Source organism: Amycolatopsis sp. NPDC004747, from assembly GCF_053601335.1.
Genome location: NZ_JBSGBQ010000049.1, coordinates 39407 through 59669, shown reverse-complemented (window position 1 = coordinate 59669; position 20263 = coordinate 39407). Strand labels below are relative to the sequence as shown.

At 70.5% G+C, this 20263-nt stretch carries 21 protein-coding genes and 1 pseudogene; 8 read left to right on the top strand and 14 right to left on the bottom strand.

Features of this window, described 5'->3' with window-relative positions; genetic code table 11:
• Positions 1 to 32: 32 nt before the first annotated feature.
• Genes ACWEGE_RS43845 through ACWEGE_RS43830 form a run of 4 tightly spaced genes read right to left on the bottom strand, consistent with a single transcriptional unit; the run spans position 33 to position 3655 of the window.
• A complete protein-coding gene (locus ACWEGE_RS43845) occupies positions 33 to 1193 on the bottom strand; it encodes a sulfotransferase family protein (protein WP_449666434.1) in 1161 nt (386 codons plus the stop codon).
• A gap of 10 nt (positions 1194 to 1203) precedes the next feature.
• Positions 1204 to 1992, bottom strand: coding sequence for an SDR family oxidoreductase (locus ACWEGE_RS43840; RefSeq protein WP_449666433.1), 789 nt, complete (start codon positions 1990 to 1992; stop codon positions 1204 to 1206).
• On the bottom strand, positions 1989 to 3179 hold the full coding sequence (locus tag ACWEGE_RS43835; RefSeq protein ID WP_449666432.1) for a hypothetical protein: 1191 nt from the start codon (positions 3177 to 3179) through the stop codon (positions 1989 to 1991). Before ACWEGE_RS43835 ends, ACWEGE_RS43840 begins: the two co-directional genes overlap by 4 nt.
• Entirely contained in the window at positions 3176 to 3655 is a 480-nt protein-coding gene (locus ACWEGE_RS43830) for a nuclear transport factor 2 family protein (RefSeq protein WP_449666431.1), read from the bottom strand. The genes ACWEGE_RS43835 and ACWEGE_RS43830 overlap by 4 nt, the downstream gene beginning before the upstream one ends.
• Positions 3656 to 3694: 39 nt before the next feature.
• Between ACWEGE_RS43830 and cysD the strand changes: the two genes are divergently transcribed.
• From cysD to ACWEGE_RS43815, 3 genes are read left to right on the top strand one after another with little or no spacing between them, the layout of a single operon-like run.
• A complete protein-coding gene (gene cysD / locus ACWEGE_RS43825) occupies positions 3695 to 4627 on the top strand; it encodes a sulfate adenylyltransferase subunit CysD (protein WP_449666430.1) in 933 nt (310 codons plus the stop codon).
• Positions 4627 to 6438 carry an adenylyl-sulfate kinase gene (cysC, locus tag ACWEGE_RS43820; protein ID WP_449666429.1) on the top strand — a complete coding sequence of 604 codons (1812 nt, stop codon included), beginning with the start codon at positions 4627 to 4629 and terminating at the stop codon, positions 6436 to 6438. Before cysD ends, cysC begins: the two co-directional genes overlap by 1 nt.
• Before the next feature lie 33 nt (positions 6439 to 6471).
• Positions 6472 to 6843, top strand: coding sequence for a VOC family protein (locus ACWEGE_RS43815; protein WP_449666428.1), 372 nt, complete (start codon positions 6472 to 6474; stop codon positions 6841 to 6843).
• 3 nt (positions 6844 to 6846) lie between these two features.
• On the opposite strand, the gene ACWEGE_RS43810 is transcribed toward ACWEGE_RS43815, so the two are convergent.
• The 3 genes and pseudogenes from ACWEGE_RS43810 to ACWEGE_RS43800 all read right to left on the bottom strand — a co-directional run.
• Positions 6847 to 7551, bottom strand: a complete 705-nt coding sequence (locus tag ACWEGE_RS43810; RefSeq protein ID WP_449666427.1) for a class I SAM-dependent methyltransferase — start codon at positions 7549 to 7551, stop codon at positions 6847 to 6849.
• A gap of 152 nt (positions 7552 to 7703) precedes the next feature.
• On the bottom strand, positions 7704 to 8231 hold the full coding sequence (locus tag ACWEGE_RS43805) for a snapalysin family zinc-dependent metalloprotease (protein ID WP_449666426.1): 528 nt from the start codon (positions 8229 to 8231) through the stop codon (positions 7704 to 7706).
• 136 nt (positions 8232 to 8367) lie between these two features.
• Positions 8368 to 8559: pseudogene (locus ACWEGE_RS43800) on the bottom strand (hypothetical protein); the annotation flags it as partial.
• On the opposite strand from ACWEGE_RS43800, the gene ACWEGE_RS43795 reads away from it, so the two are divergent.
• Entirely contained in the window at positions 8539 to 9330 is a 792-nt protein-coding gene (locus ACWEGE_RS43795; RefSeq protein WP_449666425.1) for a DUF4184 family protein, read from the top strand. The pseudogene ACWEGE_RS43800 and the gene ACWEGE_RS43795 overlap by 21 nt on opposite strands.
• Here ACWEGE_RS43795 and ACWEGE_RS43790 read toward each other — a convergent pair.
• From ACWEGE_RS43790 to ACWEGE_RS43760, 7 genes are read right to left on the bottom strand one after another with little or no spacing between them, the layout of a single operon-like run.
• Positions 9320 to 9715, bottom strand: coding sequence for a metal-sulfur cluster assembly factor (locus tag ACWEGE_RS43790; protein WP_449666424.1), 396 nt, complete (start codon positions 9713 to 9715; stop codon positions 9320 to 9322). The genes ACWEGE_RS43795 and ACWEGE_RS43790 overlap by 11 nt on opposite strands.
• Positions 9712 to 10161 (bottom strand): Fe-S cluster assembly sulfur transfer protein SufU, encoded by a 450-nt coding sequence (gene sufU, locus ACWEGE_RS43785; RefSeq protein WP_449666423.1) that lies wholly within the window; start codon positions 10159 to 10161, stop codon positions 9712 to 9714. Before sufU ends, ACWEGE_RS43790 begins: the two co-directional genes overlap by 4 nt.
• A complete protein-coding gene (locus ACWEGE_RS43780) occupies positions 10158 to 11447 on the bottom strand; it encodes a cysteine desulfurase (protein ID WP_449666422.1) in 1290 nt (429 codons plus the stop codon). Before ACWEGE_RS43780 ends, sufU begins: the two co-directional genes overlap by 4 nt.
• 40 nt (positions 11448 to 11487) lie before the next feature.
• Entirely contained in the window at positions 11488 to 12258 is a 771-nt protein-coding gene (gene sufC / locus ACWEGE_RS43775; RefSeq protein ID WP_361102571.1) for a Fe-S cluster assembly ATPase SufC, read from the bottom strand.
• A 29-nt stretch (positions 12259 to 12287) separates the two neighbouring features.
• Positions 12288 to 13460 carry a Fe-S cluster assembly protein SufD gene (sufD, locus tag ACWEGE_RS43770; protein WP_449666421.1) on the bottom strand — a complete coding sequence of 391 codons (1173 nt, stop codon included), beginning with the start codon at positions 13458 to 13460 and terminating at the stop codon, positions 12288 to 12290.
• Positions 13461 to 13462: 2 nt separating this feature from the next.
• Complete coding sequence (gene sufB / locus ACWEGE_RS43765) at positions 13463 to 14911, bottom strand: Fe-S cluster assembly protein SufB (RefSeq protein WP_003071399.1); 1449 nt, start codon at positions 14909 to 14911, stop codon at positions 13463 to 13465.
• Positions 14908 to 15726, bottom strand: coding sequence for a helix-turn-helix transcriptional regulator (locus tag ACWEGE_RS43760; protein ID WP_449666420.1), 819 nt, complete (start codon positions 15724 to 15726; stop codon positions 14908 to 14910). The genes sufB and ACWEGE_RS43760 overlap by 4 nt, the downstream gene beginning before the upstream one ends.
• 121 nt (positions 15727 to 15847) lie before the next feature.
• Between ACWEGE_RS43760 and mptB the strand changes: the two genes are divergently transcribed.
• From mptB to ACWEGE_RS43740, 4 genes are all read left to right on the top strand, one after another.
• A complete protein-coding gene (gene mptB / locus ACWEGE_RS43755) occupies positions 15848 to 17479 on the top strand; it encodes a polyprenol phosphomannose-dependent alpha 1,6 mannosyltransferase MptB (protein ID WP_449666419.1) in 1632 nt (543 codons plus the stop codon).
• Positions 17480 to 17485: 6 nt separating this feature from the next.
• On the top strand, positions 17486 to 18412 hold the full coding sequence (locus tag ACWEGE_RS43750; RefSeq protein ID WP_449666418.1) for an ABC transporter ATP-binding protein: 927 nt from the start codon (positions 17486 to 17488) through the stop codon (positions 18410 to 18412).
• Entirely contained in the window at positions 18409 to 19191 is a 783-nt protein-coding gene (locus tag ACWEGE_RS43745; protein ID WP_449666417.1) for an ABC transporter permease, read from the top strand. Before ACWEGE_RS43750 ends, ACWEGE_RS43745 begins: the two co-directional genes overlap by 4 nt.
• Before the next feature lie 102 nt (positions 19192 to 19293).
• Positions 19294 to 20259, top strand: coding sequence for a COX15/CtaA family protein (locus ACWEGE_RS43740; protein WP_449666416.1), 966 nt, complete (start codon positions 19294 to 19296; stop codon positions 20257 to 20259).
• Positions 20260 to 20263: the final 4 nt, after the last annotated feature.

Sequence of the window (20263 nt, the reverse complement as noted above, 5' to 3'; positions counted from 1 at the left end):
TTTCCTTGGCTGCTTAACCCCCGCCTTACCACTCACGACCCGTGGGCGGCCAGGTAGCTGGCGAAGCGCTCGTCGACCTCCTCGGACGTCAGCCCGAAGTCCGCCAGGCTGTAGCGGTGCACCGGTTTGCGCTCGCCCGCCCGGCTCGCCTCGTGCACCGCCGTCATCGCCGACCGCGCCGCCGGCGTGAACTCCAGTCCGAAGTGGTCGTACACAGTGGACACGGTGCCGATCGGGTCGGCGACGAAGTCCTCGTACCGCACGTCGCAGAACTGCGCGGGGTTGTGCCGCTCGCGAGCCCAGCCGAACTCGTCCGCCCCGCGCGCCCACAGGTCGAGCTGCCCGCGGCCGATCACCTCGCCGCGGAACTTCGCCGACCAGCCGTCCGCGGCCTTCTCGGCGAGGCTGCACATCGACGCCATGATCGTGCTCGGCGCGCGGTGGGTCTGGATCACCAGCGCGTCCGGGTAGTTCGCCATCAGCGCGTCGAGCGCGAACAGGTGGCTCGGGTTCTTGAGCACCCAGCGCTTGCCCGCGTCCGGCAGCCCGATCAGCTGCAGGTTCCGCTTGTGCCGGGTGTAGGCGTCCGTCCAGTCCTGTTTGGCCAGCCAGCGCGAGTACCGCGGCACGTTCGCCAGGCACTCGAAGGACACCGACCGCATCGACTGGCGCAGCAGCTGCCAGCACTCCTCCACCTGGTCGGCGGACATGTGGTGCACGCCCATGAACTCCGGGTGCTCGACGTGGTGGCGCTCGTAGCCGGCCTGGATGCCCTGGAAGATCGGGTTCCCCGCCCACGTCTCCCGCGGCGGGCGCGGTTGCGGGACCTCGGCGAGCCACACCTCCAGGCCCTGGTGCGCGGGGTCCTCGGCGAGCAGCCGGTGCAGTGCCGTCGTGCCGGTGCGGGGCAGCCCGGTGACGAAGATCGGCCGCTCGATGCGGACGTCGGCGTAGGCCGGGTTCTGCTTCCAGGACGCTTCGCTCAGCAGCCGTGCGACCAGAGCACCGCGCAGGAACGCCCGGTGCACCTTGTTGCCGTACGGCGTCAGTTCTTCGTCCGCCTCGTACGACTCCAGCAGCACGCGCAGACCCTCGACGTACTCGTCGGCGCCGAAGTCGTCGAGCCCGGTGAGCTTCGACGCCGAGGCGTGCAGGTCCTCGACGGTGCCCACGTCTTCGCGGCCGGGCAGCATTTCGTCCTCCTCAGTGGTGGTACTCGCCGCCGTTGACGTCGAGGCACTGCCCGGTGATCGCGCGCGCCATCGGCGAGGCGAGGAACACCACGGCGTCGGCGATCTCGTCGGGCTCGGGCAGCTTGCGCAGGTCGATCGTGGACGCGGTTTCGGCGTAGACGTCCTCCGGCGTGATGCCGCGTTCCTTGGCCAGGTAGGCGAAGTACCACTGGAGGTTCGGCCCCCAGATGTACCCGGGTGCCACGGTGTTGACGCGCACGCCGTCCGGCCCCAGCTCGCTGGCGAGGCTCTGGGACAGCGAGAGCAGCGCCGACTTCGCCATCTTGTAGGCGCCGAACGTCCGCCGCGAATGCCGCAGCACGGCGGAGTTGATCATCACCAGCGAGCCCTTGCTCTCCTTGAGCGCGGGCAGGAACAGCCGGGTCAGCCGGAGCACGGAGATGGCCGCGGTTTCGAAGCCCGCGCGGACGGCGTCGAGGTCCACCGTGGCCAGATCGGTCAGCGGCGGGACGGCGAAGGCGTTGTGCACCACGGTGTCCACCCGGCCGAACGCCTCGACCGCCTCGTTCACCAGGTTCGCCGCGGAGTCCGCGTCGTCGATGTCGGTGCGGACCGCGACCGCCCGGCGGCCGAGGTCGGTCACCTCCTTCGCGACCTCGCTCAGCCGTGACTCGGTGCGCGCGGCGAGCACGACGTCCGCGCCGGCCCGCGCACTGCGCACGGCGATCGACCGGCCGAGCCCGGGGCCGATCCCCGAGACCACGACCACTTTGCCCTGCAACACGTTCTCCACGTTCACCCCAGCATCCGGGCGGCGACGGCGTCCTGCCGGGCCGCGATCCTCGCCGCCCACTCCTCCGGCGTCACGCGGGCTTCGGCGTGGTAGGGCAGCCGGTCGGGCAGTTCGTCGGTCTTGACCACCTCGACGACCGGGCCGTCGTCCGGGCCGAGGTCGCGGGCCAGCCGCTGCCAGCGGATCTGCAGGTACCCGCGGTCGTGGCCGAGGAGTTCGAGCCAGTTCGCCAGGCCAGGGTCGCGTTCGGCGACGACGAACCGGAGCTTGCCGTCCGGGTCGACGCGGGCCTGGTCGGCGGTGAGGCTCGTCTGGTGGTTGATGTAGTCCAGGGAGACGTACCAGCGGCTGCCGAGCTGGATGCCCTGGTAGGGCGCGTCCGCGCAGCGCGGCACGGTGACGATCATCGCCTCTTCGGGGCCGAGTTCGTAGTGTCCGGCCGAGGAGAACTGCGTGGTCAGCCCGCCCGGCGTCGAGCGCGGCTCGGTCAGCGTGTTCACCGGCAGGTTGTCGTAGAACCACTTCGGGAAGGCCAGGAACGTCTTCAGCCGGCTCAGCAGGATCTTGCCGGTGACGCCGTAGCGCTTGGCCAGCGCGGACCGGTCCGGCACCGGCGGCGCCTGGCCCGCGGTGTCGACGCACCGGATGCGGATCTCACCCTTCCGCTCGGTCGCCCAGTCGCTGTAGACCTCGCGGACCACGAGCATCGACGAGCCTTCGCCGAGGACGAAGTAGTTCGGCGGCGGGTTGTCGCGGGCCGGGCCGAAGCGCAGCTCGAACCGCCCGTCTTCGTCGATTTCGATCGCCCGGTCGTCGAACGCGGCGAGGCTGTCGGGCACCTCGACCGGCGAGTAGTCGCCGTTGAGGACCTGGAAGCTCAGGTCGGCGGTGGTGCCGCGGACGCCGGTGACCAGGTACTCGCGGTCGGCGCGGATGTTCGCGTTGAAGTACAGCGTGTCCGGGTTGTCCAGGCCCATCTTCGTGTAGGGCCCAGTGGACGCGGTGAAGTACGGGAAGTCGCGCTGGTAGGCCCAGGCCATCTGCAGCGACGCCCGGATGCTGCCCGCGAGGTAGTCGTAGCCCTCGAGGAGCCCCTGCTCGGTCTGCGCCGGCGGCGCTTCCGCGATCAGCTTCTCGGCCTCGACGATGGCGTCGGCGAACGGCCGGGTCAACGAGAACTCGTTCTCGATCATGCCGGAACGGCCCAGCGGTTCGCGATCAGCTTGAAGCCCGGGATGCTGTCGAAACTCGTCAGCGTCTCGTAGGTGCGGACGTACCCGATGTGCGAGATCCGCCAGACGCCGTCGGTCTCGCGGCGGTAGGTGTCTTCGTAGAACGCGGCACCCTCGACGATCATCTTGTACTCGGGAACGATGACCTTGTCGGTGAAGGACCACCGCCCGGTCGCGGTGTCGCCGTCGACGTCGATCTCGGGCTGAGCCGCGTGGTGCACGGTGATGATGCCGTTGCCGAGGCTCTGGGTGAGGAACTCGACGATGGCGTCACGCCCCTCGAACTGCTTGCCCTCACTCCCGGTCGCACGGGTCCCGTAGTCGGCCGTGGCGTCGACGGTGAAGGTGTCGGCCACCTCGTCCCACAGCTTCAGGTCCACCCCGCGCAGGTACCGGTACTTCAGCCGCTTGATCTCTTCGAGTACGACCAGGTCCATGCCACCAGCGTCCCGCACGCCTTGACCAAAGACAAGAACATGTTCTACTTTTTTCCGGTGTCCGTGACCTCGTACGAGCTCTCGCACCTGGCCGCGCTCGAGTCGGAGGCCGTGCACGTCTTCCGCGAAGTCGCGGCGACCTTCGAGCGCCCCGTCCTGCTCTTCTCCGGCGGCAAGGACTCGGTGGTGATGCTGCACGCGGCCGCGAAGGCGTTCTGGCCCGCGCCCCTGCCGTTCCCCGTGCTGCACGTCGACACCGGCCACAACTTCGACGAGGTCATCCGGTTCCGCGACGAGACCGTCGCCGCACTCGGCCTGCGCCTGGAGGTGGCCAGCGTGCAGGACGACCTCGACGCCGGCCGCGTCGTCGAGGAGACCGGGCCGCGGGCCAGCCGCAACCGGCTGCAGACGGTGACGCTGCTGCGGGCGATCCGCGAGGGCGGCTTCGACGCCGTGTTCGGCGGCGCCCGCCGCGACGAGGAGAAGGCCCGCGCGAAGGAGCGCGTGTTCAGCTTCCGCGACGAGCACGGCCAGTGGGACCCGCGGGCGCAGCGCCCGGAGCTGTGGAACCTCTACAACGGGCGGCACCGCCGCGGCGAGCACATCCGCGTCTTCCCGCTGTCGAACTGGACCGAGCTGGACGTCTGGCAGTACATCCGCGACGAGCGGATCGCGCTGCCGCCGCTGTACTACGCGCACCGCCGTCCGGTGGTCCAGCGCGACGGCATGCTGCTCGCGGCCACCCGCTTCCTGTCCCTTGTGGACGGCGAGACCCCGTACGAAGCCACCGTGCGCTTCCGGACCGTCGGCGACGCCACCTGCACCGGCTGCGTCGAGTCCTCGGCGACGACTCCGTCCGAAGTGGTCGCCGAGGTGGCCGCCACCCGCGTCACCGAGCGCGGGGCCACGCGCGCCGACGACCGGATTTCCGAAGCAGGCATGGAAGACCGCAAGCGAGAGGGCTACTTCTGATGCAGCTGCTGCGGATCGCCACCGCCGGGAGCGTCGACGACGGCAAGTCGACGTTGATCGGGCGGCTGCTGTTCGACTCGAAGGCGATCTTCACCGACCAGCTCGCCGCCGTCGAACGCGCCAGCCGGGACCGCGGCGAGGACTACCCGGACCTCGCGCTGCTCACCGACGGGCTGCGGGCCGAGCGCGAGCAGGGCATCACGATCGACGTCGCCCACCGCTACTTCGCCACGCCCAAGCGCAAGTTCATCATCGCCGACACGCCGGGGCACCTGCAGTACACGCGGAACATGGTGACCGGCGCGTCCACCGCCGACCTGGCGCTGATCCTCGTCGACGCGCGCAAGGGCGTGCTGGAGCAGTCGCGACGGCACGCGTTCCTCGCCTCGCTGCTCGGGATCGGGCACCTCGTGGTGTGCGTGAACAAGATGGACCTCGTCGAGTGGTCCCAGGAGCGGTTCGACGAGATCCGCGAGGACTTCCGCCGGTTCGCGATGAAGCTCGACGTCGCCGACCTGACGTTCGTGCCGGTCTCGGCGCTGCACGGCGACAACGTCGTCCACCGCAGCGCGAGCATGCCGTGGTACGAAGGCACTTCGCTGCTGCACCAGCTGGAGGAGGTGCACGTCGCTTCCGACCGCAACCTCATCGACGCGCGGTTCCCGGTGCAGTACGTCATCCGCCGGTCCGACTTCCGCGGCTACGCGGGCACCATCGCGGGCGGGGTGTTCAAGCCGGGCGACGAGGTCGTGGCGCTGCCGTCGGGCTTCACGTCGAAGGTGCGCGCGGTCTGGGGACCCGGCGGGCAGCCCCTCGAAGAGGCGTTCACCGGGCAGGCGGTGGCCGTGGAGCTGGCCGACGACCTCGACCTCGGCCGCGGGGCGATGCTGTGCCGCCCCGGCAACCGCGCCGAGTCGGCCCGTGAGGTGGACGCGCTGGTCTGCTGGTTCTCCGAGCGGGCCGCCCTGACGCCGGGCGCGACCTACGCGGTGCGCCACACGACGACCGAGACGCGGGGCACGGTCGAGCGGCTGGAGTACCGCCTCGACGTCACCACCCTGCACCGCGACGAGACGGCGGAAGCGCTGTCCCTGAACGACATCGGCCGCATCCGGCTGCGCACCCGGTCGCCGCTGCTGTTCGACCCCTACCGCCGCAACCGGGCCACCGGCGGCTTCCTGCTGGTCGACGAGCACACCGGCGACACGGTCGCGGCGGGCATGATCACCGGCGCGGTCGCCTCCCCGGTCGTCTGGCACACCGCGGCGGTGCGGCGCGAGGACCGCCCGACCCGCGGCGCGACGGTGTGGCTCACCGGGCTGTCGGCGTCGGGCAAGTCGTCGGTGGCGGTCGAGCTGGAGCGCCGGCTGGTCGCGGCGGGCCGCCCGGCCTACCTGCTGGACGGCGACAACCTGCGGCACGGGCTCAACGCCGGGCTGGGGTTCAGCCCGGCGGACCGGGCGGAGAACGTCCGGCGGGTGGCGGAGGTGGCGCGGCTGTTCGCGGACGCCGGCGTGGTGGCGATCGCGTCGCTGATCAGCCCGTACTCGGAGGATCGCGCCCGGGCGCGGGCGATCCACGACGGGCTGCCGTTCGTGGAGGTCTTCGTCGACACGCCCCTGGAGGTGTGCGAGGCGCGTGACCCGAAGGGCATGTACGCGAAGGCTCGCGCCGGGGAGATCACCGGGTTCACCGGCATCGACGCGCCCTACGAGCGCCCGTCGTCACCCGATCTCGTGCTGCGACCCGGCGACGGCGACCCGGCGGCGATGGCGGCGGCGATCCAGGCCCTGCTCGACGACCTCGGCTGAATTCGGTTGCTCACGCCCCCTAGGGTGGGCCTCATGACGTCGGTCAGGCAGGTCCAGGTCACCTTCGACTGCGCGGATCCGGAGCGGGTCGCCCGGTTCTGGTGCGAGGTGCTCGGTTACGAGCTCCACAGCAGCGGCGTCGCCTGCACCGACCCGACCGGGGTGGGCCCGCGGCTGTACTTCCAGCAGGTACCCGAAGGCAAGGTCGTCAAGAACCGCGTGCACCTCGACGTCCGGGTCGGCACGGGGCTCGTCGGCGAAGAGCGGCTGGCGGCGCTGGAGGCCGAGTGCGCGCGGCTGGAGAAGCTCGGCGCGGTCCGCGGGCAGCTCCTGCTCGCCGACGAGGAAAACGAGTCGTGCCAGAACATGCAGGACGTCGAGGGCAACGAGTTCTGCCTCGACTGACGCCTACTCCGCTGCCAGGACGAAGAACAGGAAGCTCGGGAAGGTGTCGAGGATTTCGAAGTCGCCCGGGAACAGCTCCCGGGCGGCCGGCACCGGGTGCGGCTCGCTGATCACCGCGATCCGGAAGCCGGCCGCGGTGAAGGCGTCGGTCATCGCGTGCAGCGGCTTGTTCCAGAACGTCATGCGCGCCTTGTGGCCGCGCAGCTCGAACTCGTCGGTCCAGGTGTACTGCGCGAAGTAGTCCGGCCGGGGCCCTTCGTGGCGGTGCGTCAGGTTGACCATCATCGGGTGGTTGACCGAGGCGATCAGCCGGCCGCCGGGCTTCAGCACGCGCCGGAACTCGGCGAGCACCGGCTCCCAGTCGCGCAGGTAGTGCAGCACCAGCGACGCGACGACGTCGTCGAACTCGGCGTCGGGGAACGGCAGCGGGTCGGCCAGGTCGGCGACCCGCAGGTCCGCGTCCGCCCCCAGCAGCCGCCGGGCGTGCTCGATCATCCCGGCGCTCTGGTCGAACCCGCTGACGACCGCGCCCTTCGCCCGCAGCTCCGCGAACAGCGGCCCCGACCCGCAGCCGGCGTCGAGGATCCGGCGGCCCGCCACGTCACCGGCGAGCGCGAGGGTCGCGGGCCGCTCGTAGTAGGCGTTCATCAGGCTGGCTTCGTTCTCGGCCGTATAGGCCGCGGCGAACTCGTCGTAGGCGGCAGTCATGCCGACCATGCTGCCCGAATCAGCGGGCCGGTGCCACGAAGCCCGAGCCGTCCCGTCATCGCTCCACAATGGATAGTCCGCGCGGTGGGCGCCTTCCTCTTGCGGTGGAACCGGATGCGGCCTCCGGCGCCGGAGGCCGCATCCGGGTCAGCTCAGTGCGCGGTGCGAGTCTCGGCCGTCGCCGCCGTCAACCCGTTGACCCACAACGACTGCACCTTCGCCGCCTCGGCGGAGGACGGGTTCGCGTTCTTGCACGCCGTTCCCGGGCCGTGGCCCGACATCAGTTCCGTGCACGGGCCGCTGTAGTGGTCCGGGAGGCCCAGGTTGTGGCCCAGTTCGTGGGCCGCGATGCGGGTCGGGTCGAAGCCCTCCGCGACCTGGCTCGTGTCCAGGTAGATCTGGCCGCGGCCGTGGCCGTTCGTGTTCGTGTACGAGCCGCCGCTGTGGACCTCGTGGAACACGATCGTCGCGCTCGTGGTGCGCTTGACCAGCTTCACGTCGGTGACCGCCGCGTTCCAGTTGGCCGCGCCCTGGTCGATCTGCGCCAGGTAGTCCGGGGCACCCGAGGAGCTGTAGTACAGCGTCGTGACGGCGGCCGCCGAAGCAACCGGAGCCAGCACCAGCGGGGCCGCGACGGCCGTGGCCACCGCCACGATCCGGCCGAGCACGCGTCCGTTCATCGTGTCTCCTTTGTCGGATTAAGAGAGCACTTCACCGTGGTTCGCGCGATCAGGTTAGAAGGTCACCACCACCCCGGCCACGGCCGAAAGTCGGCCCCCTGCGGTGTTACCCGCCGCGCGGCCCGGACATGATCACCGCGACGAACACCCCGCCGTACGCGGCGAGGGTGCGGCCGAAGGGGGCGTCGGGCCGCAGGGTCGCCACGAACCCGTAGACACCCAGGGCCGGCACTCCGCCGATCTCGCACACCGCCGTGGCCAGGAACAGGACGATCGACCGCAGGACCACCCCGGGATACTGGCTCCCGTGCCGTTCACGCTCAGTCATCCCGCCGCCGTGCTGCCCTTCGCGAAACGGCCGCTGGTGCCCTCGGCGCTCGTCGCCGGGTCGGTCGCGCCGGACGTCTTCTGGTTCGTCCCGCGGCTGCTGCCCGACGTCGGCCTGAGCAAAACCCACGAATTCGCCTCGGCCCTCTGGCTCGACCCGCTCATCGCCCTGCTCCTGCTGGCCGTGTTCCACATCGTGTTCAAGCGGCCGCTGCTGGCGCTGGCGCCGAGACCGCTCGCCGAACGGCTCCCCCGCCACTTCGGCTGGAGGCGGCCCGGCTGGATCGCGCTGTCGCTCGTCCTCGGTGCTTTCACGCACGTCGGCTGGGACGCGTTCACCCACGAAAGCGGCGGGTTCGCGTTCCTCCGGGTCCCGCTGGTCACCGGCGTGGACGTCGGGCGGCTGATCCAACTGGTCAGCACGATCGCCGGTGCCGCGGTGCTCGCGTGGTGGCTGGTGCGCTGGTACCGCGGCGCGCCCACCCGCCCGGTCCCGCCGGGCACCCGCCACCGCACGGCCGTCACGGTGTCCCTGGCGGCCGGCGCGCTCGCCGGCGCCCTGGCGCAGGTGCTGCCGTTCCTGGCCCACCACGACCCGATGACCCGGGCCGGCGTGGCCGGGAACGCGACCTACCTGGCGGTCACCGGAGCCGGTAGCGGGTTCTTCGCCGCACTCACGCTCTACGCCGTCGCCTGGTATATGTCGTTATACGCGAAGCGGGCCACCCGGAAGGGTGACCCGCTCGGCGAAAAAGAAGAACTCAGACGGTGAAGCCGAGGGCGCGCAGCTGCTCGCGGCCGTCCTCGGTGATCTTTTCCGGGCCCCACGGCGGCATCCAGACCCAGTTGATCCGGAAGTCCTTGACCAGGCCGCCGCTGGTCAGCGCCGCCGACGTCTGGTCCTCGATGACGTCGGTCAGCGGGCAGGCCGCCGAGGTGAGCGTCATGTCGAGGGTCGCGGTGTTGTCCGGCTCGACGCGGATGTCGTAGACCAGGCCGAGGTCGACGACGTTGATGCCGAGCTCCGGGTCGACGACGTCGCGCATGGCCTCTTCGACGTCCTCGATCTTGGCGAGGTCGAGGTCCTGCTTCGCGGTGGTCTCGGCGTCGAGGTCGGCGGCGGTGCGCCCCTCACGAGTGGCGGTTTCTTCGGTCATGCCTGTTCAGCTCCACTGCTCGTCCGGGCGACGGCGTCCTTGAAAGCCATCCAGCCGAGGAGGGCGCACTTCACGCGGGCGGGGTACTTGGCGACGCCCGCGAAGGCGACCCCGTCCTCCAGCACGTCCTCGTCCGGCTCAACCTTTCCTTTGCCCTGCATCAATTCCACGAAGGCGTCCATGGTGGTGAACGCCTCCTCGATCGTGTGGCCGACGACGAGATCCGTCAAGACCGACGTCGACGCCTGGCTGATCGAACAGCCCTGGCCGTCGTAGGAGACGTCGGCGACCTTCCCGTCTTCGAGCTTGACCCGCAGCGTCACCTCGTCGCCGCAGGTCGGGTTGACCTGGAACGACTCGGCGTCGAACGGGTCGCGGAGGCCGCGCCCGTGCGGGTTCTTGTAGTGGTCCAGGATGATCTCCTGGTACATGCTCTCCAGGTTCACTGGCCCACCCCGAAGAACTTCTGCGCCTCGCGGATCCCGGCCACCAGCGCGTCCACTTCGGACAGGTCGTTGTAGAGGTAGAACGACGCGCGCACGGTCGCCTGCGCATTGCAGGCCCGGTGCAGCGGCCACGCGCAGTGGTGGCCGACGCGCACGGCGATGCCGAGGCTGTCGAGCACCTGGCCGGCGTCGTGCGGGTGCACGCCGTCGATCACGAACGACACGGTCGCGCCGCGGTCCTTCAGGTCGGTCGGCCCGATGATCCGGACACCCGGGATCGCGCCGATGCCCTCGATGGCGGCCGCGGCGAGCTGGTGCTCGTGCGCCGCGATCCGGTCCATGCCGATGGCCGAGAGGTAGTCGACGGCCGCGCCGAGGCCGATGGCCTGCGACGTCATCGGCACGCCGGCCTCGAACCGCTGCGGCGGCGGCGCGAAGGTCGAGCCCTCCATCCGCACCATCTCGATCATCGACCCGCCGGTGAGGAACGGCGGCATCGCTTCGAGCAGCTCGGTGCGGCCGTAGAGGACGCCGATGCCGGACGGGCCGAGCATCTTGTGGCCCGAGAACGCGGCGAAGTCGACGCCGAGGGCGTGGAAGTCGACCGCGAAGTGCGGCACCGACTGGCAGGCGTCCAGCACGGTGAACGCGCCGACGGCCTTGGCCTTCTCGACCAGGAGCGAGACCGGGTTGACCGTGCCGAGCACGTTCGACTGGTGCGCGAACGCGACCACCTTGGTGCGCGGCGTGATCAGCTCGTCCACATCGGACAGATCGAGGCGGCCCTCAGGGGTCACCTTGAACCACTTCAGCGTCGCCCCGGTGCGCTGGCACAGCTGCTGCCACGGCACGAGGTTCGCGTGGTGCTCCATCTCGGTGACGACGATCTCGTCACCCGGCCCGACCACAAACCGCGCGGCTTCGGGGCCCGCGGTGGCGGCGTTGCCGAACGAGTAGGCGACCAGGTTGATGCCCTCGGTGGCGTTCTTGGTGAACACCAGCTCCTCGGCGTCGGCGCCGACGAACTCGGCGATCTTCGCCCGGGCGGACTCGTACGCGTCGGTCGCTTCTTCCGACAGCTGGTGCGCGCCGCGGTGGACGGCCGCGTTCGACGTCACGACGTAGTCGCGTTCGGCGTCGAGCACCGCCGTCGGGCGTTGCGAAGTCGCCCCGGAGTCCAGGTACACCAAGGGTTTCCCGTCACGAACCGTGCGTGACAGGATGGGGAAGTCGGCCTTCAGGGCCGCCACGTCCAGTGGCAGAGAACCGGCCGAGGTGGTGGTCATCGGGCCGACTCCTCTCTTCTCGGTGTAGTACGGGAAAAAGTCAGAGCGCGGCGGGCTCGGGCTTGCCCACGTACTTGACGTAGCCGTTCTCCTCCAGCTCGTCGGCCAGCTCCTTGCCGCCCGACTCGACGATCTTGCCGCCGGCGAAGACGTGCACGAAGTCCGGCGTGATGTGCCGCAGGATCCGGGTGTAGTGCGTGATCAGCATGACGCCGACCTCGCTCGAAGCCTTGTACGCGTTGACACCCTCGGACACGACGCGCAGGGCGTCGACGTCGAGACCGGAGTCGGTCTCGTCGAGGATGGCGAACTTCGGCTTGAGCAGCGCCAGCTGCAGGATCTCGTGGCGCTTCTTCTCGCCGCCCGAGAAGCCCTCGTTGACCGAGCGCTCGGCGAACTCCTGCGAGATCTCGAGCTTGCCCATCTCCTCCTTGACCTCCTTGACCCAGTGGCGCAGCTTGGGGGCCTCGCCACGGACCGCGGTGGCCGCGGTGCGGAGGAAGTTGGACATGGACACGCCGGGCACCTCGACCGGGTACTGCATGGCCAGGAAGAGACCGGCGCGGGCACGCTCGTCGACGCTCATCTCGAGGACGTTCTCGCCGTCGAGGAGCACCTCGCCCGAGGTGACTTCGTACTTCGGGTGCCCGGCGATCGCGTAGGACAGCGTGGACTTGCCCGAGCCGTTCGGGCCCATGATCGCGTGCGTCTCGCCCGACTTGATGGTCAGGTTGACGCCCTTGAGGATCTCCTTGGCGCCCTCGTCGGTCGTGACCGAGGCGTGGAGGTCCTTGATTTCCAGGGTAGCCATTCTTCGTTTTCCTAAGTCAGAGAGGGCGGTCAGGCGCCAACGGCTTCAAGTTCGGCTTCGATCGCGGCTTCGAGGCGCTCACGCACCTCGGGCACGTCGATCTTCACCAGGATCTCGTGGAAGAACCCGCGCACGACCAGGCGCCGCGCGGCTTCTTCGGCGATCCCGCGCGACTGCAGGTAGAACAACTGCTCGTCGTCGAACCTTCCCGTCGCGCTCGCGTGGCCGGCGCCTTCGATCTCGCCGGTCTCGATCTCGAGGTTCGGCACCGAGTCCGCGCGGGCGCCCGGCGTGAGCACCAGGTTGCGGTTGAGCTCGTAGGTGTCGGTGGCCTCGGCAGCCGCGCGGATCAGGACGTCGCCGATCCACACCGTGTGCGCGTCTTCGCCCTGCAGCGCGCCCTTGTACATCACGCGCGAGCGGCAGTTCGGGACCGCGTGGTCGACGAAGAGGCGGTGCTCCTGGTGCTGGCCGGCGTCGGCGAAGTAGACACCGAGCATCTCGACGTCGCCGCCCTTGTCGGCGAAGGTCGCCGTCGGCGAGACGCGGACCAGGTCACCGCCCAGGGTGATCACGGTGTGCCGCAGCGCGGCGTCGCGGCCCAGCTTCAGGTGCTGCTCGGAGACGTGCACCGCGTCGTCGGCCCAGTCCTGGACGCTGACCACGGTGACCTTGGCGCCGTCGCCGATGACGAACTCGACGTTGTCGGCGTAGGTGCCGGAGCCGACGTGGTCGAGCACGATGACGGCTTCGGCGAAGGCCTCGGCGCGGACCTGCAGGTGCCCGTACGCGACCTGGCCCTCGCCCGGGCCGTGGATCCGCAGCACGGACGGCTTCGACGCCTTCGTCTCCTTCGGCACCGTCACGACGGTGGCCTTGGTGAAGGACGAGTACGCCTGCGCGGCGATCCGGTCGCTCGGGACGCCCGCGGCGCCCAGCCGCTCGTCGTCCCGGCCGACCGACTCGATCTTCAGCTCGGGCGCGGCCTCGGCTTCGAGGGTGATCTCGCCGGTGGCGACGGCGCTGCCGTCGTGCAAGCCGCGAAGGCGCTTCATCGGGGTGAAGCGCCAGTTCTCCTCACGACCACCGGGGACCTCGAAGGCCTCGACGTCGTAGGAGGTGAAGCGCTCCGCGCGGGAGGCCGCCGGAATGACGGCCCCCTCGCGAAGAGCTTCGGAAACGTTGTTCTCGGTAACCGACATGACTAGCCGACGGACCCTTCCATCTGGAGCTCGATCAGGCGGTTCAGCTCGAGCGCGTACTCCATCGGCAGCTCACGGGCGATCGGCTCGACGAAGCCGCGCACGATCATCGCCATCGCCTCGGCCTCGTCGAGGCCGCGCGACATCAGGTAGAACAGCTGGTCCTCGCTGACCTTGGACACCGTGGCCTCGTGGCCCATGGACACCTCGTCGTTGCGGATGTCCACGTACGGGTACGTGTCCGAGCGCGAGATGGTGTCCACCAGCAGCGCGTCGCAGACGACGCTGGAGCGCGAGTGGTGCGCCCGCTTCGCCACGCGGACCAGGCCGCGGTAGGAGGTGCGGCCGCCGCCGCGCGCCACCGACTTCGACACGATGGTCGAGGACGTGTGCGGCGCGAGGTGCTCCATCTTGGCGCCCGCGTCCTGGTGCTGGCCCTCGCCCGCGAACGCGACCGACAGGACCTCGCCCTTGGCGTGCTCGCCCATGAGGAACACCGACGGGTACTTCATCGTCACCTTGGAACCGATGTTGCCGTCGATCCATTCCATGGTCGCGCCCTCTTCGCACTTGGCGCGCTTGGTGACCAGGTTGTAGACGTTGTTCGACCAGTTCTGGATGGTCGTGTAGCGGCAGCGGGCGCCCTTCTTGACGATGATCTCCACGACCGCCGAGTGCAGCGAGTCGGACTGGTAGATCGGCGCCGTGCAACCCTCGACGTAGTGCACGTACGCACCTTCGTCGACGATGATCAGGGTGCGCTCGAACTGGCCCATGTTCTCGGTGTTGATCCGGAAGTAGGCCTGCAGCGGGATCTCGACGTGCACGCCCTTCGGCACGTAGATGAACGAGCCGCCGGACCACACCGCCGTGTTCAGCGCGGAGAACTTGTTGTCACCGGCCGGGATGACCGAGCCGAAGTACTCCTGGAACAGCTCGGGGTGCTCGCGCAGGCCCGAGTCGGTGTCCAGGAAGATCACGCCCTGCTCCTCCAGGTCCTCGCGGATCTGGTGGTAGACGACCTCGGACTCGTACTGCGCGGCGACCCCGGCGACGAGGCGCTGCTTCTCCGCCTCGGGGATGCCGAGCTTGTCGTAGGTGTTCTTGATGTCCTCGGGCAGTTCCTCCCAGGAGGTGGCCTGCTTCTCCGTGGACCGCACGAAGTACTTGATGTTGTCGAAGTCGATCCCGGAGAGGTCGGCCCCCCAGTTGGGCATGGGCTTCTTCTCGAAGAGCTTGAGCGCCTTCAGTCGCGCTTCGCGCATCCACTCCGGCTCGGACTTCTTCGAGGAGATGTCGGTGACGACGTCCTCGTTCAGCCCGCGACGGGCGCTGGCGCCCGCCTCGTCGGAGTCCGCCCAGCCGAACGCGTACTTGCCAAGGGACTCGATGGTCTCTTCCTGGCTCAGTGGCGCGGTGGTGGGAGTGCGCTGCTCGGCAGCGGCAGTCATGCGGGTTTCCCTCCATTCGGGATCCGTGCTGTGTGCCCCTCGGGGGACACCGTTCTCGCCGGCTCGGGATGGGCCGGCTGACCCGCCGTGACGGGTACGTGGGTGGTGCACGCGGAGTCCCCGCGCGCGATGGTCGCCAGCCGCTGGACGTGGGTGCCCAGCAGCTGCGCGAACGCCTCCGTCTCGGCCTCGCAGAGCTGCGGGAACTCCGCGGCCACGTGGGCGACCGGACAGTGGTGCTGGCAGAGCTGCGCGCCCACGTTCTGACCAGGAGCCGGGGCACCGACCTGGCGGGTCGACGCAGCGTAGCCTTCCCTGCTCAGCGCGGCCGCGAGGGCCTCCGCGCGCGCCGCGGGATCACCCGGTGCGGTGATCGCGGAGCGGTGCGGCCCGACCAGCTTCTCGATGCGCCGCTCGGCGAAGGCGCGCACGGCGTCCTCCCCGGCGTGCTCGGCCAGGAAGCGGATCGCGGAGACGGCCAGGTCGTCGTAGGCGTGCCCGAAGCGGGCGCGGCCCGGCTCGGTCAGCAGGAAGAGCTTCGCGGGCCGGCCCCGGCCCCGTGGCCCGCGGCGGGGTGCGTCGCGCGTCTCGGCTTCGCCATCCGCGAGAAGCGCGTCGAGGTGCCGCCGGACGGCGGTGGGGCTGATCCCGAGCTGCTCGGCGACCACGACGGCGGTCATGGGACCCTGTTCCAGCAGCAGCCGGGCGACCTCGTGCCGGGTCTTGCCCTCGGCGCTGACCTGCGACGGGACGTGCGGGTGTGCGGCGCGGGGCATGTCGCCGCCCGCCTGGTCACTCGCCTCCGTCTTTTTCACAACACAAGTGTGTCTTATTTCGGGGTGACCCGCAAAGGCGGGGTGTCCGGCAGTGATCCGACTCACTCGCCGGCGGGCCCGATACCCTGCACCCGTGGCAGTGGGTGAACAGGAGCAGCAAGTGGCACGGCTCGAAACCGGCAGTGCCCACCCCGTGACGCTCTCGCCCGTCCGCCCCCGCGAACCGCTTCCCCTGGAGGCCGACGAGCAGCGCGGGCTGAACGTCGTCCGCCGCTTCGGCACCGTCGGGTCGCTGTTCCTCGCGCTCGGCTCGCTCGGCGCGGGCGCGGCCCCGGTGATCAACCCGGTGCAGGAGATCCCGGTGCTGCGGCTGTTCACCCGGATCCCGACGGTGTCGCTCGCCATCGCCATCTCCGGGATGGGCATCCTGGTGCTGAGCTGGCTGATGCTCGGCCGGTTCGCCCAGCCCAGCCGGGAGCGGCTGGCGTCGCAGGGGCAGCTCGCGCGCACCATCGCGCTGTGGGTGCTGCCGCTGCTGGTCATCCCGCCGCTGTTCTCCCGGGACGTCTACAGCTACCTCGCGCAGAGCGAGATCGTGCACCGCGGGATGGACCCGTACGTCCTCGGCCCGGCGCAGGCGCTCGGCGTCGCGGACCCGTTCACCGCGGGCGTGTCGAACATGTGGCGCGAGACGCCCGCGCCGTACGGGCCACTGGTGCTGCGCCTCGGCGGCTGGCTGGCGCCCTTGGCGGGCAACAGCATCGCGGTCGGCGTGCTGCTGCAGCGGCTGCTCGCGCTCGCCGGCGTGGTGCTCATCGTCTGGGCGCTGCCCCGGCTGGCCCGCCGCTTCGGCGTCCAGCCCGCGACCGCGCTGTGGCTCGGCGCGCTGAACCCGCTGCTGATCTTCCACTTCGTGGCCGGTGCCCACAACGACTCGCTCGCCGTCGGCCTGATGCTCGCCGGGCTGGAGATCGGCATCCGGCGGCTGCCGATCCGGGTGAAGGGCGACACACCGCCCCCGCTGGCCCGCGGCGAGCTGCTCTACATCGGGCTCGGGGTCGCGATCATCACCCTCGGTGTGGCGGTGAAGCTGCCCGCGGTGTTCGCGCTGCCGTTCTTCGCGGTGATGGTGGCGCGGCGCTGGCACGGGCGGCTCAAGGACCTGTTCGTGGCCGGCGCCCCGATGGCGCTGTGGTTCGGCGTGGTGCTGGTCGTCGTCTGCTTCGGCACCGGGCTCGGCTTCGGCTGGGTCGGGGCGACGTTCAACACACCCGGGCTGGTCCGGTCCTGGATCTCCCCCACCGCGGAGCTGGCCAACCTCGCCGGCGTCCTCGGCATCGCGCTGGGCCTGGGCAACCACACGAACGCGCTGGTGCCGATCCTCGGCGCGCTCGGCTACCTCGTGGCGGTCGGGATCACCTTCAAGTTCCTCTGGGACAGCTTCAAGTGGCGCTACCGGCCGATCATCGGGCTCGGCGTCGCCCTGGGCGCGGTCATGCTCCTGCAGATCAACCTGCAGCCGTGGTACCTGCTGTGGGCGGTCATCCCGCTGGCCGCCGCGGCCGGGACGTCGAGGTTCCGGGTCGCCGCGACGGTGATCAGCGCGGCCCTGCCGTTCCTGCTCCCGCCGACCGGCAGCACCTTCGACGGCCGCCCGTACGTGCTGCCGTTCGCCTACGTCGCGGCGATCGTCGTCTGCGGCACCGGGATGCTGGTCGTGCGGCGGCTCGCTCCCGTGTTGCTCTCCAAGCCGTCCCCGCGGGTGCCCGAGCCGGTCGACGCCGTATCGTGACCCGATGTGAGTGCCCCTGCCGTCGAGATCACCGGGCTGGTCAAAAGCTACGGCTCCACCCGCGCGGTCGACGGTCTCGACCTGCGGATGGAGCGCGGCAGCCTGCTCGCCCTGCTCGGCCCGAACGGGGCCGGCAAGACCACCACCGTCGAGCTCTGCGAAGGGTTCTCGAAACCTGACGCGGGTTCGGTGCGCGTGCTCGGCCTCGACCCGGTCCGCGAGTCTTCGGCGCTGCGCCCCCGCGTCGGCATCATGCCCCAGGGCGGCGGCGCGTACCCGGGCGTCCGGGCGGACGAGATGCTCCGCCTGGTGGCCTCGTGCGCGGCGTCCCCGCTGGACCCGGCGTGGCTGCTGGACGTCCTCGGGCTGGCTTCGGTCCGCCGCACCCCGTTCAAGCGCCTGTCCGGTGGGCAGCAGCAGCGGCTGTCGCTGGCCTGCGCCCTGGTCGGGCGCCCGGAGCTGGTGTTCCTCGACGAGCCGACGGCGGGCATGGACCCCCAGGCCAGGCGCCTGGTGTGGGACCTGCTGGGCGCGCTGCGCGCCGACGGCGTCTCGGTGCTGCTGACCACGCACCTGATGGAGGAGGCCGAGGCGCTGGCGGACACGGTGGTGATCGTCGACCACGGCAAGGTGGTGGTCTCGGGGGCGCCACAGACGCTCACGGTGGACGAGACGGGCAACGCGGGCCTGCGCTTCAAGGCCCGCACGAGGCTCGACACGGCCCTGCTGGAGGCGGCGCTGCCGGAGGGTTACGCGGTGCGCGAGTCGGCACCGGGGACGTACGTGGTGGTGGGCTCGGTCGACCCGCAGGTGGTGTCGACGGTGACGGCGTGGTGCGCGCAGCAGGGCGTGCTGCCGGAGGAGCTGCAGGTGGGCAAGCGGACGCTGGAAGAGGTCTTCCTGGAGCTGACCGGACGGGAGCTGCGGGCATGACTTTCGCGCCTGGGACGTTCACCCCCGCACCCGGCCGGGGTTCGCTGGGCCGGATGCTGCGCACGCACGCGCGCGTCGAGGTCAGCTTGACGTTGCGCCACGGCGAGCAGGTGCTGCTGACGCTGCTGATCCCGCTGGCGCTGCTGATCGGCCTGTCCCTGCTGGACATCCTGCCGGCGTCGTCACTGGGCCCGGTTCCGCGCGTGGACTGGATCACGCCCCGGATCCTGGCCCTGGCGGTGATGTCCTCGGCGTTCACCGGCCAGGCGATCGCACTGGGCTTCGACCGGCGCTACGGAGTCCTGAAGCGCTTGTCGGCGACGGCGCTGCCCCGCTGGTTGCTGGTGGCGGGCCGTCTCGCGGCGGCGCTGGTGGTGGTGGCCCTGCAGTCGGTGATCATCGGCGTGGTGGCGGCGTTCCTGGGGTGGTCGCCGTCTCTCGCGGGTCTGCTGTCGGCCGTGGTGCTGCTGGTGCTCGGCACTTTGGCATTCGGCGCGCTGGGCGTGTTGCTGGGCGGAGCGTTGCGGGCCGAGGCGGTGCTGGCGCTGGCGAACATCGTGTGGTTCGTGCTGCTGCTGGCGGGCGGGATCCTGCTGGCGCCTTCGTCGTTGCCGTCGGGACTGGCCCGGGTGGTGGAGCTGCTGCCGTCGGGGGCACTGGCGGAGGGGATGCGGGCCGCTTTGGTGGACGGTTCGTTCGCTCCCGGGCCCATGCTCGTCTTGACGGTGTGGGCGGTGGTCGCGGGGGCGGTGGCCTCGCGGACCACGAAACTCACCTGAGTCCCGGTCTTCGCGTGACCTAGGTCCCTTGCGGCCGTCCCCGCGCTCTGAGCGTCCGGACCTGCCGGAAGCGTGATTTCCGCGCGCTCTACCATCGATGCCGTGCCGTTCACCAGCCTCGTCGCCCGTCTGCCGTTTCCCTCCGCCGCCGTGCAGCGGGCCGTCGGGATTGCCGCCGTCGTCGCGCAGGCGCTGATCGGCGTCACCGGGTCCATCGTGCGCGTCACCGGGTCCGGGCTCGGCTGCCCGACCTGGCCGCAGTGCGTGGCCGGCAGCCTCGTCCCGAAGCACGACTCCGGGATCGACGCGCTCAACCAGTGGATCGAGTTCGGCAACCGGCTGCTGACCTTCGTCGTCGTCCTGGTCGCCGCCGTCGCGGTCGTCACCGCGTGGCGCGTGCAGATCGACCACCCGGAGCGCAAGCGCCTGGTCAAGCTGGCCTGGACGATGCCCGGCGGCGTCGTGCTGCAGGCCGTCGTCGGCGGCCTGACCGTGCTGGCGAAGCTGGAGTGGTGGACGGTCGCGATCCACTTCCTGGCGACGACCCCGCTCGTCTGGCTGGCGGTCCTGCTGCTGCACGCGTTCCGCGAAGGCGACGAGACCCCGCGCCTGCTGGTCCCGCCGGCCGGCCGCACGATCCTGGTCCTGCTCGCCGCCGTGATGTGGCTGGTGCTGGCGGCGGGCACCACGGTGACCGGCGCGGGCCCGCACAGCGGCGACATCAACACCCACCGCCTCGACGCCCCGGTCGAGGCGCTGGCCCAGGTCCACGGCGGGCTGCTGGTGCTGTACTTGCTGCTGCTGGCGGTGTTCGGGCTGCAGCTGCTGCGCATCGGCGCCCCGAAGAGCCTCTGGCGGCGCTACACGGTGGTCTGGGTGGTCGCCGTCGCGCAGGGTGGGCTGGGATCGCTGCAGTACGCGCTGGGCGTGCCGGAGGCGATGGTGTCGTTCCACGTGCTGGGCGCAATGGCGGTCATCATCGCGACGGCATCGCTGTGGACGGGCAGCCGCGACCGCGGCCCGGTGACCTCGCTGACAGCGGCGCCTCGCGAACTCACGGCCGCCTGACGTC

Excerpts from the sequence above, each read along its gene's own strand:
- ACWEGE_RS43845 (WP_449666434.1), bottom strand. The coding sequence starts at position 1,193 with ATGCTGCCCGGCCGCGAAGACGTGGGCACCGTCGAGGACCTGCACGCC.
- ACWEGE_RS43835 (WP_449666432.1), bottom strand. The coding sequence starts at position 3,179 with ATGATCGAGAACGAGTTCTCGTTGACCCGGCCGTTCGCCGACGCCATC.
- ACWEGE_RS43830 (WP_449666431.1), bottom strand. The coding sequence starts at position 3,655 with ATGGACCTGGTCGTACTCGAAGAGATCAAGCGGCTGAAGTACCGGTAC.
- cysD (WP_449666430.1), top strand. The coding sequence starts at position 3,695 with ATGTTCTACTTTTTTCCGGTGTCCGTGACCTCGTACGAGCTCTCGCAC.
- cysC (WP_449666429.1), top strand. The coding sequence starts at position 4,627 with ATGCAGCTGCTGCGGATCGCCACCGCCGGGAGCGTCGACGACGGCAAG.
- ACWEGE_RS43815 (WP_449666428.1), top strand. The coding sequence starts at position 6,472 with ATGACGTCGGTCAGGCAGGTCCAGGTCACCTTCGACTGCGCGGATCCG.
- ACWEGE_RS43810 (WP_449666427.1), bottom strand. The coding sequence starts at position 7,551 with ATGACTGCCGCCTACGACGAGTTCGCCGCGGCCTATACGGCCGAGAAC.
- ACWEGE_RS43805 (WP_449666426.1), bottom strand. The coding sequence starts at position 8,231 with ATGAACGGACGCGTGCTCGGCCGGATCGTGGCGGTGGCCACGGCCGTC.
- ACWEGE_RS43790 (WP_449666424.1), bottom strand. The coding sequence starts at position 9,715 with ATGACCGAAGAAACCGCCACTCGTGAGGGGCGCACCGCCGCCGACCTC.
- ACWEGE_RS43780 (WP_449666422.1), bottom strand. The coding sequence starts at position 11,447 with ATGACCACCACCTCGGCCGGTTCTCTGCCACTGGACGTGGCGGCCCTG.
- sufC (WP_361102571.1), bottom strand. The coding sequence starts at position 12,258 with ATGGCTACCCTGGAAATCAAGGACCTCCACGCCTCGGTCACGACCGAC.
- sufD (WP_449666421.1), bottom strand. The coding sequence starts at position 13,460 with ATGTCGGTTACCGAGAACAACGTTTCCGAAGCTCTTCGCGAGGGGGCC.
- sufB (WP_003071399.1), bottom strand. The coding sequence starts at position 14,911 with ATGACTGCCGCTGCCGAGCAGCGCACTCCCACCACCGCGCCACTGAGC.
- ACWEGE_RS43745 (WP_449666417.1), top strand. The coding sequence starts at position 18,409 with ATGACTTTCGCGCCTGGGACGTTCACCCCCGCACCCGGCCGGGGTTCG.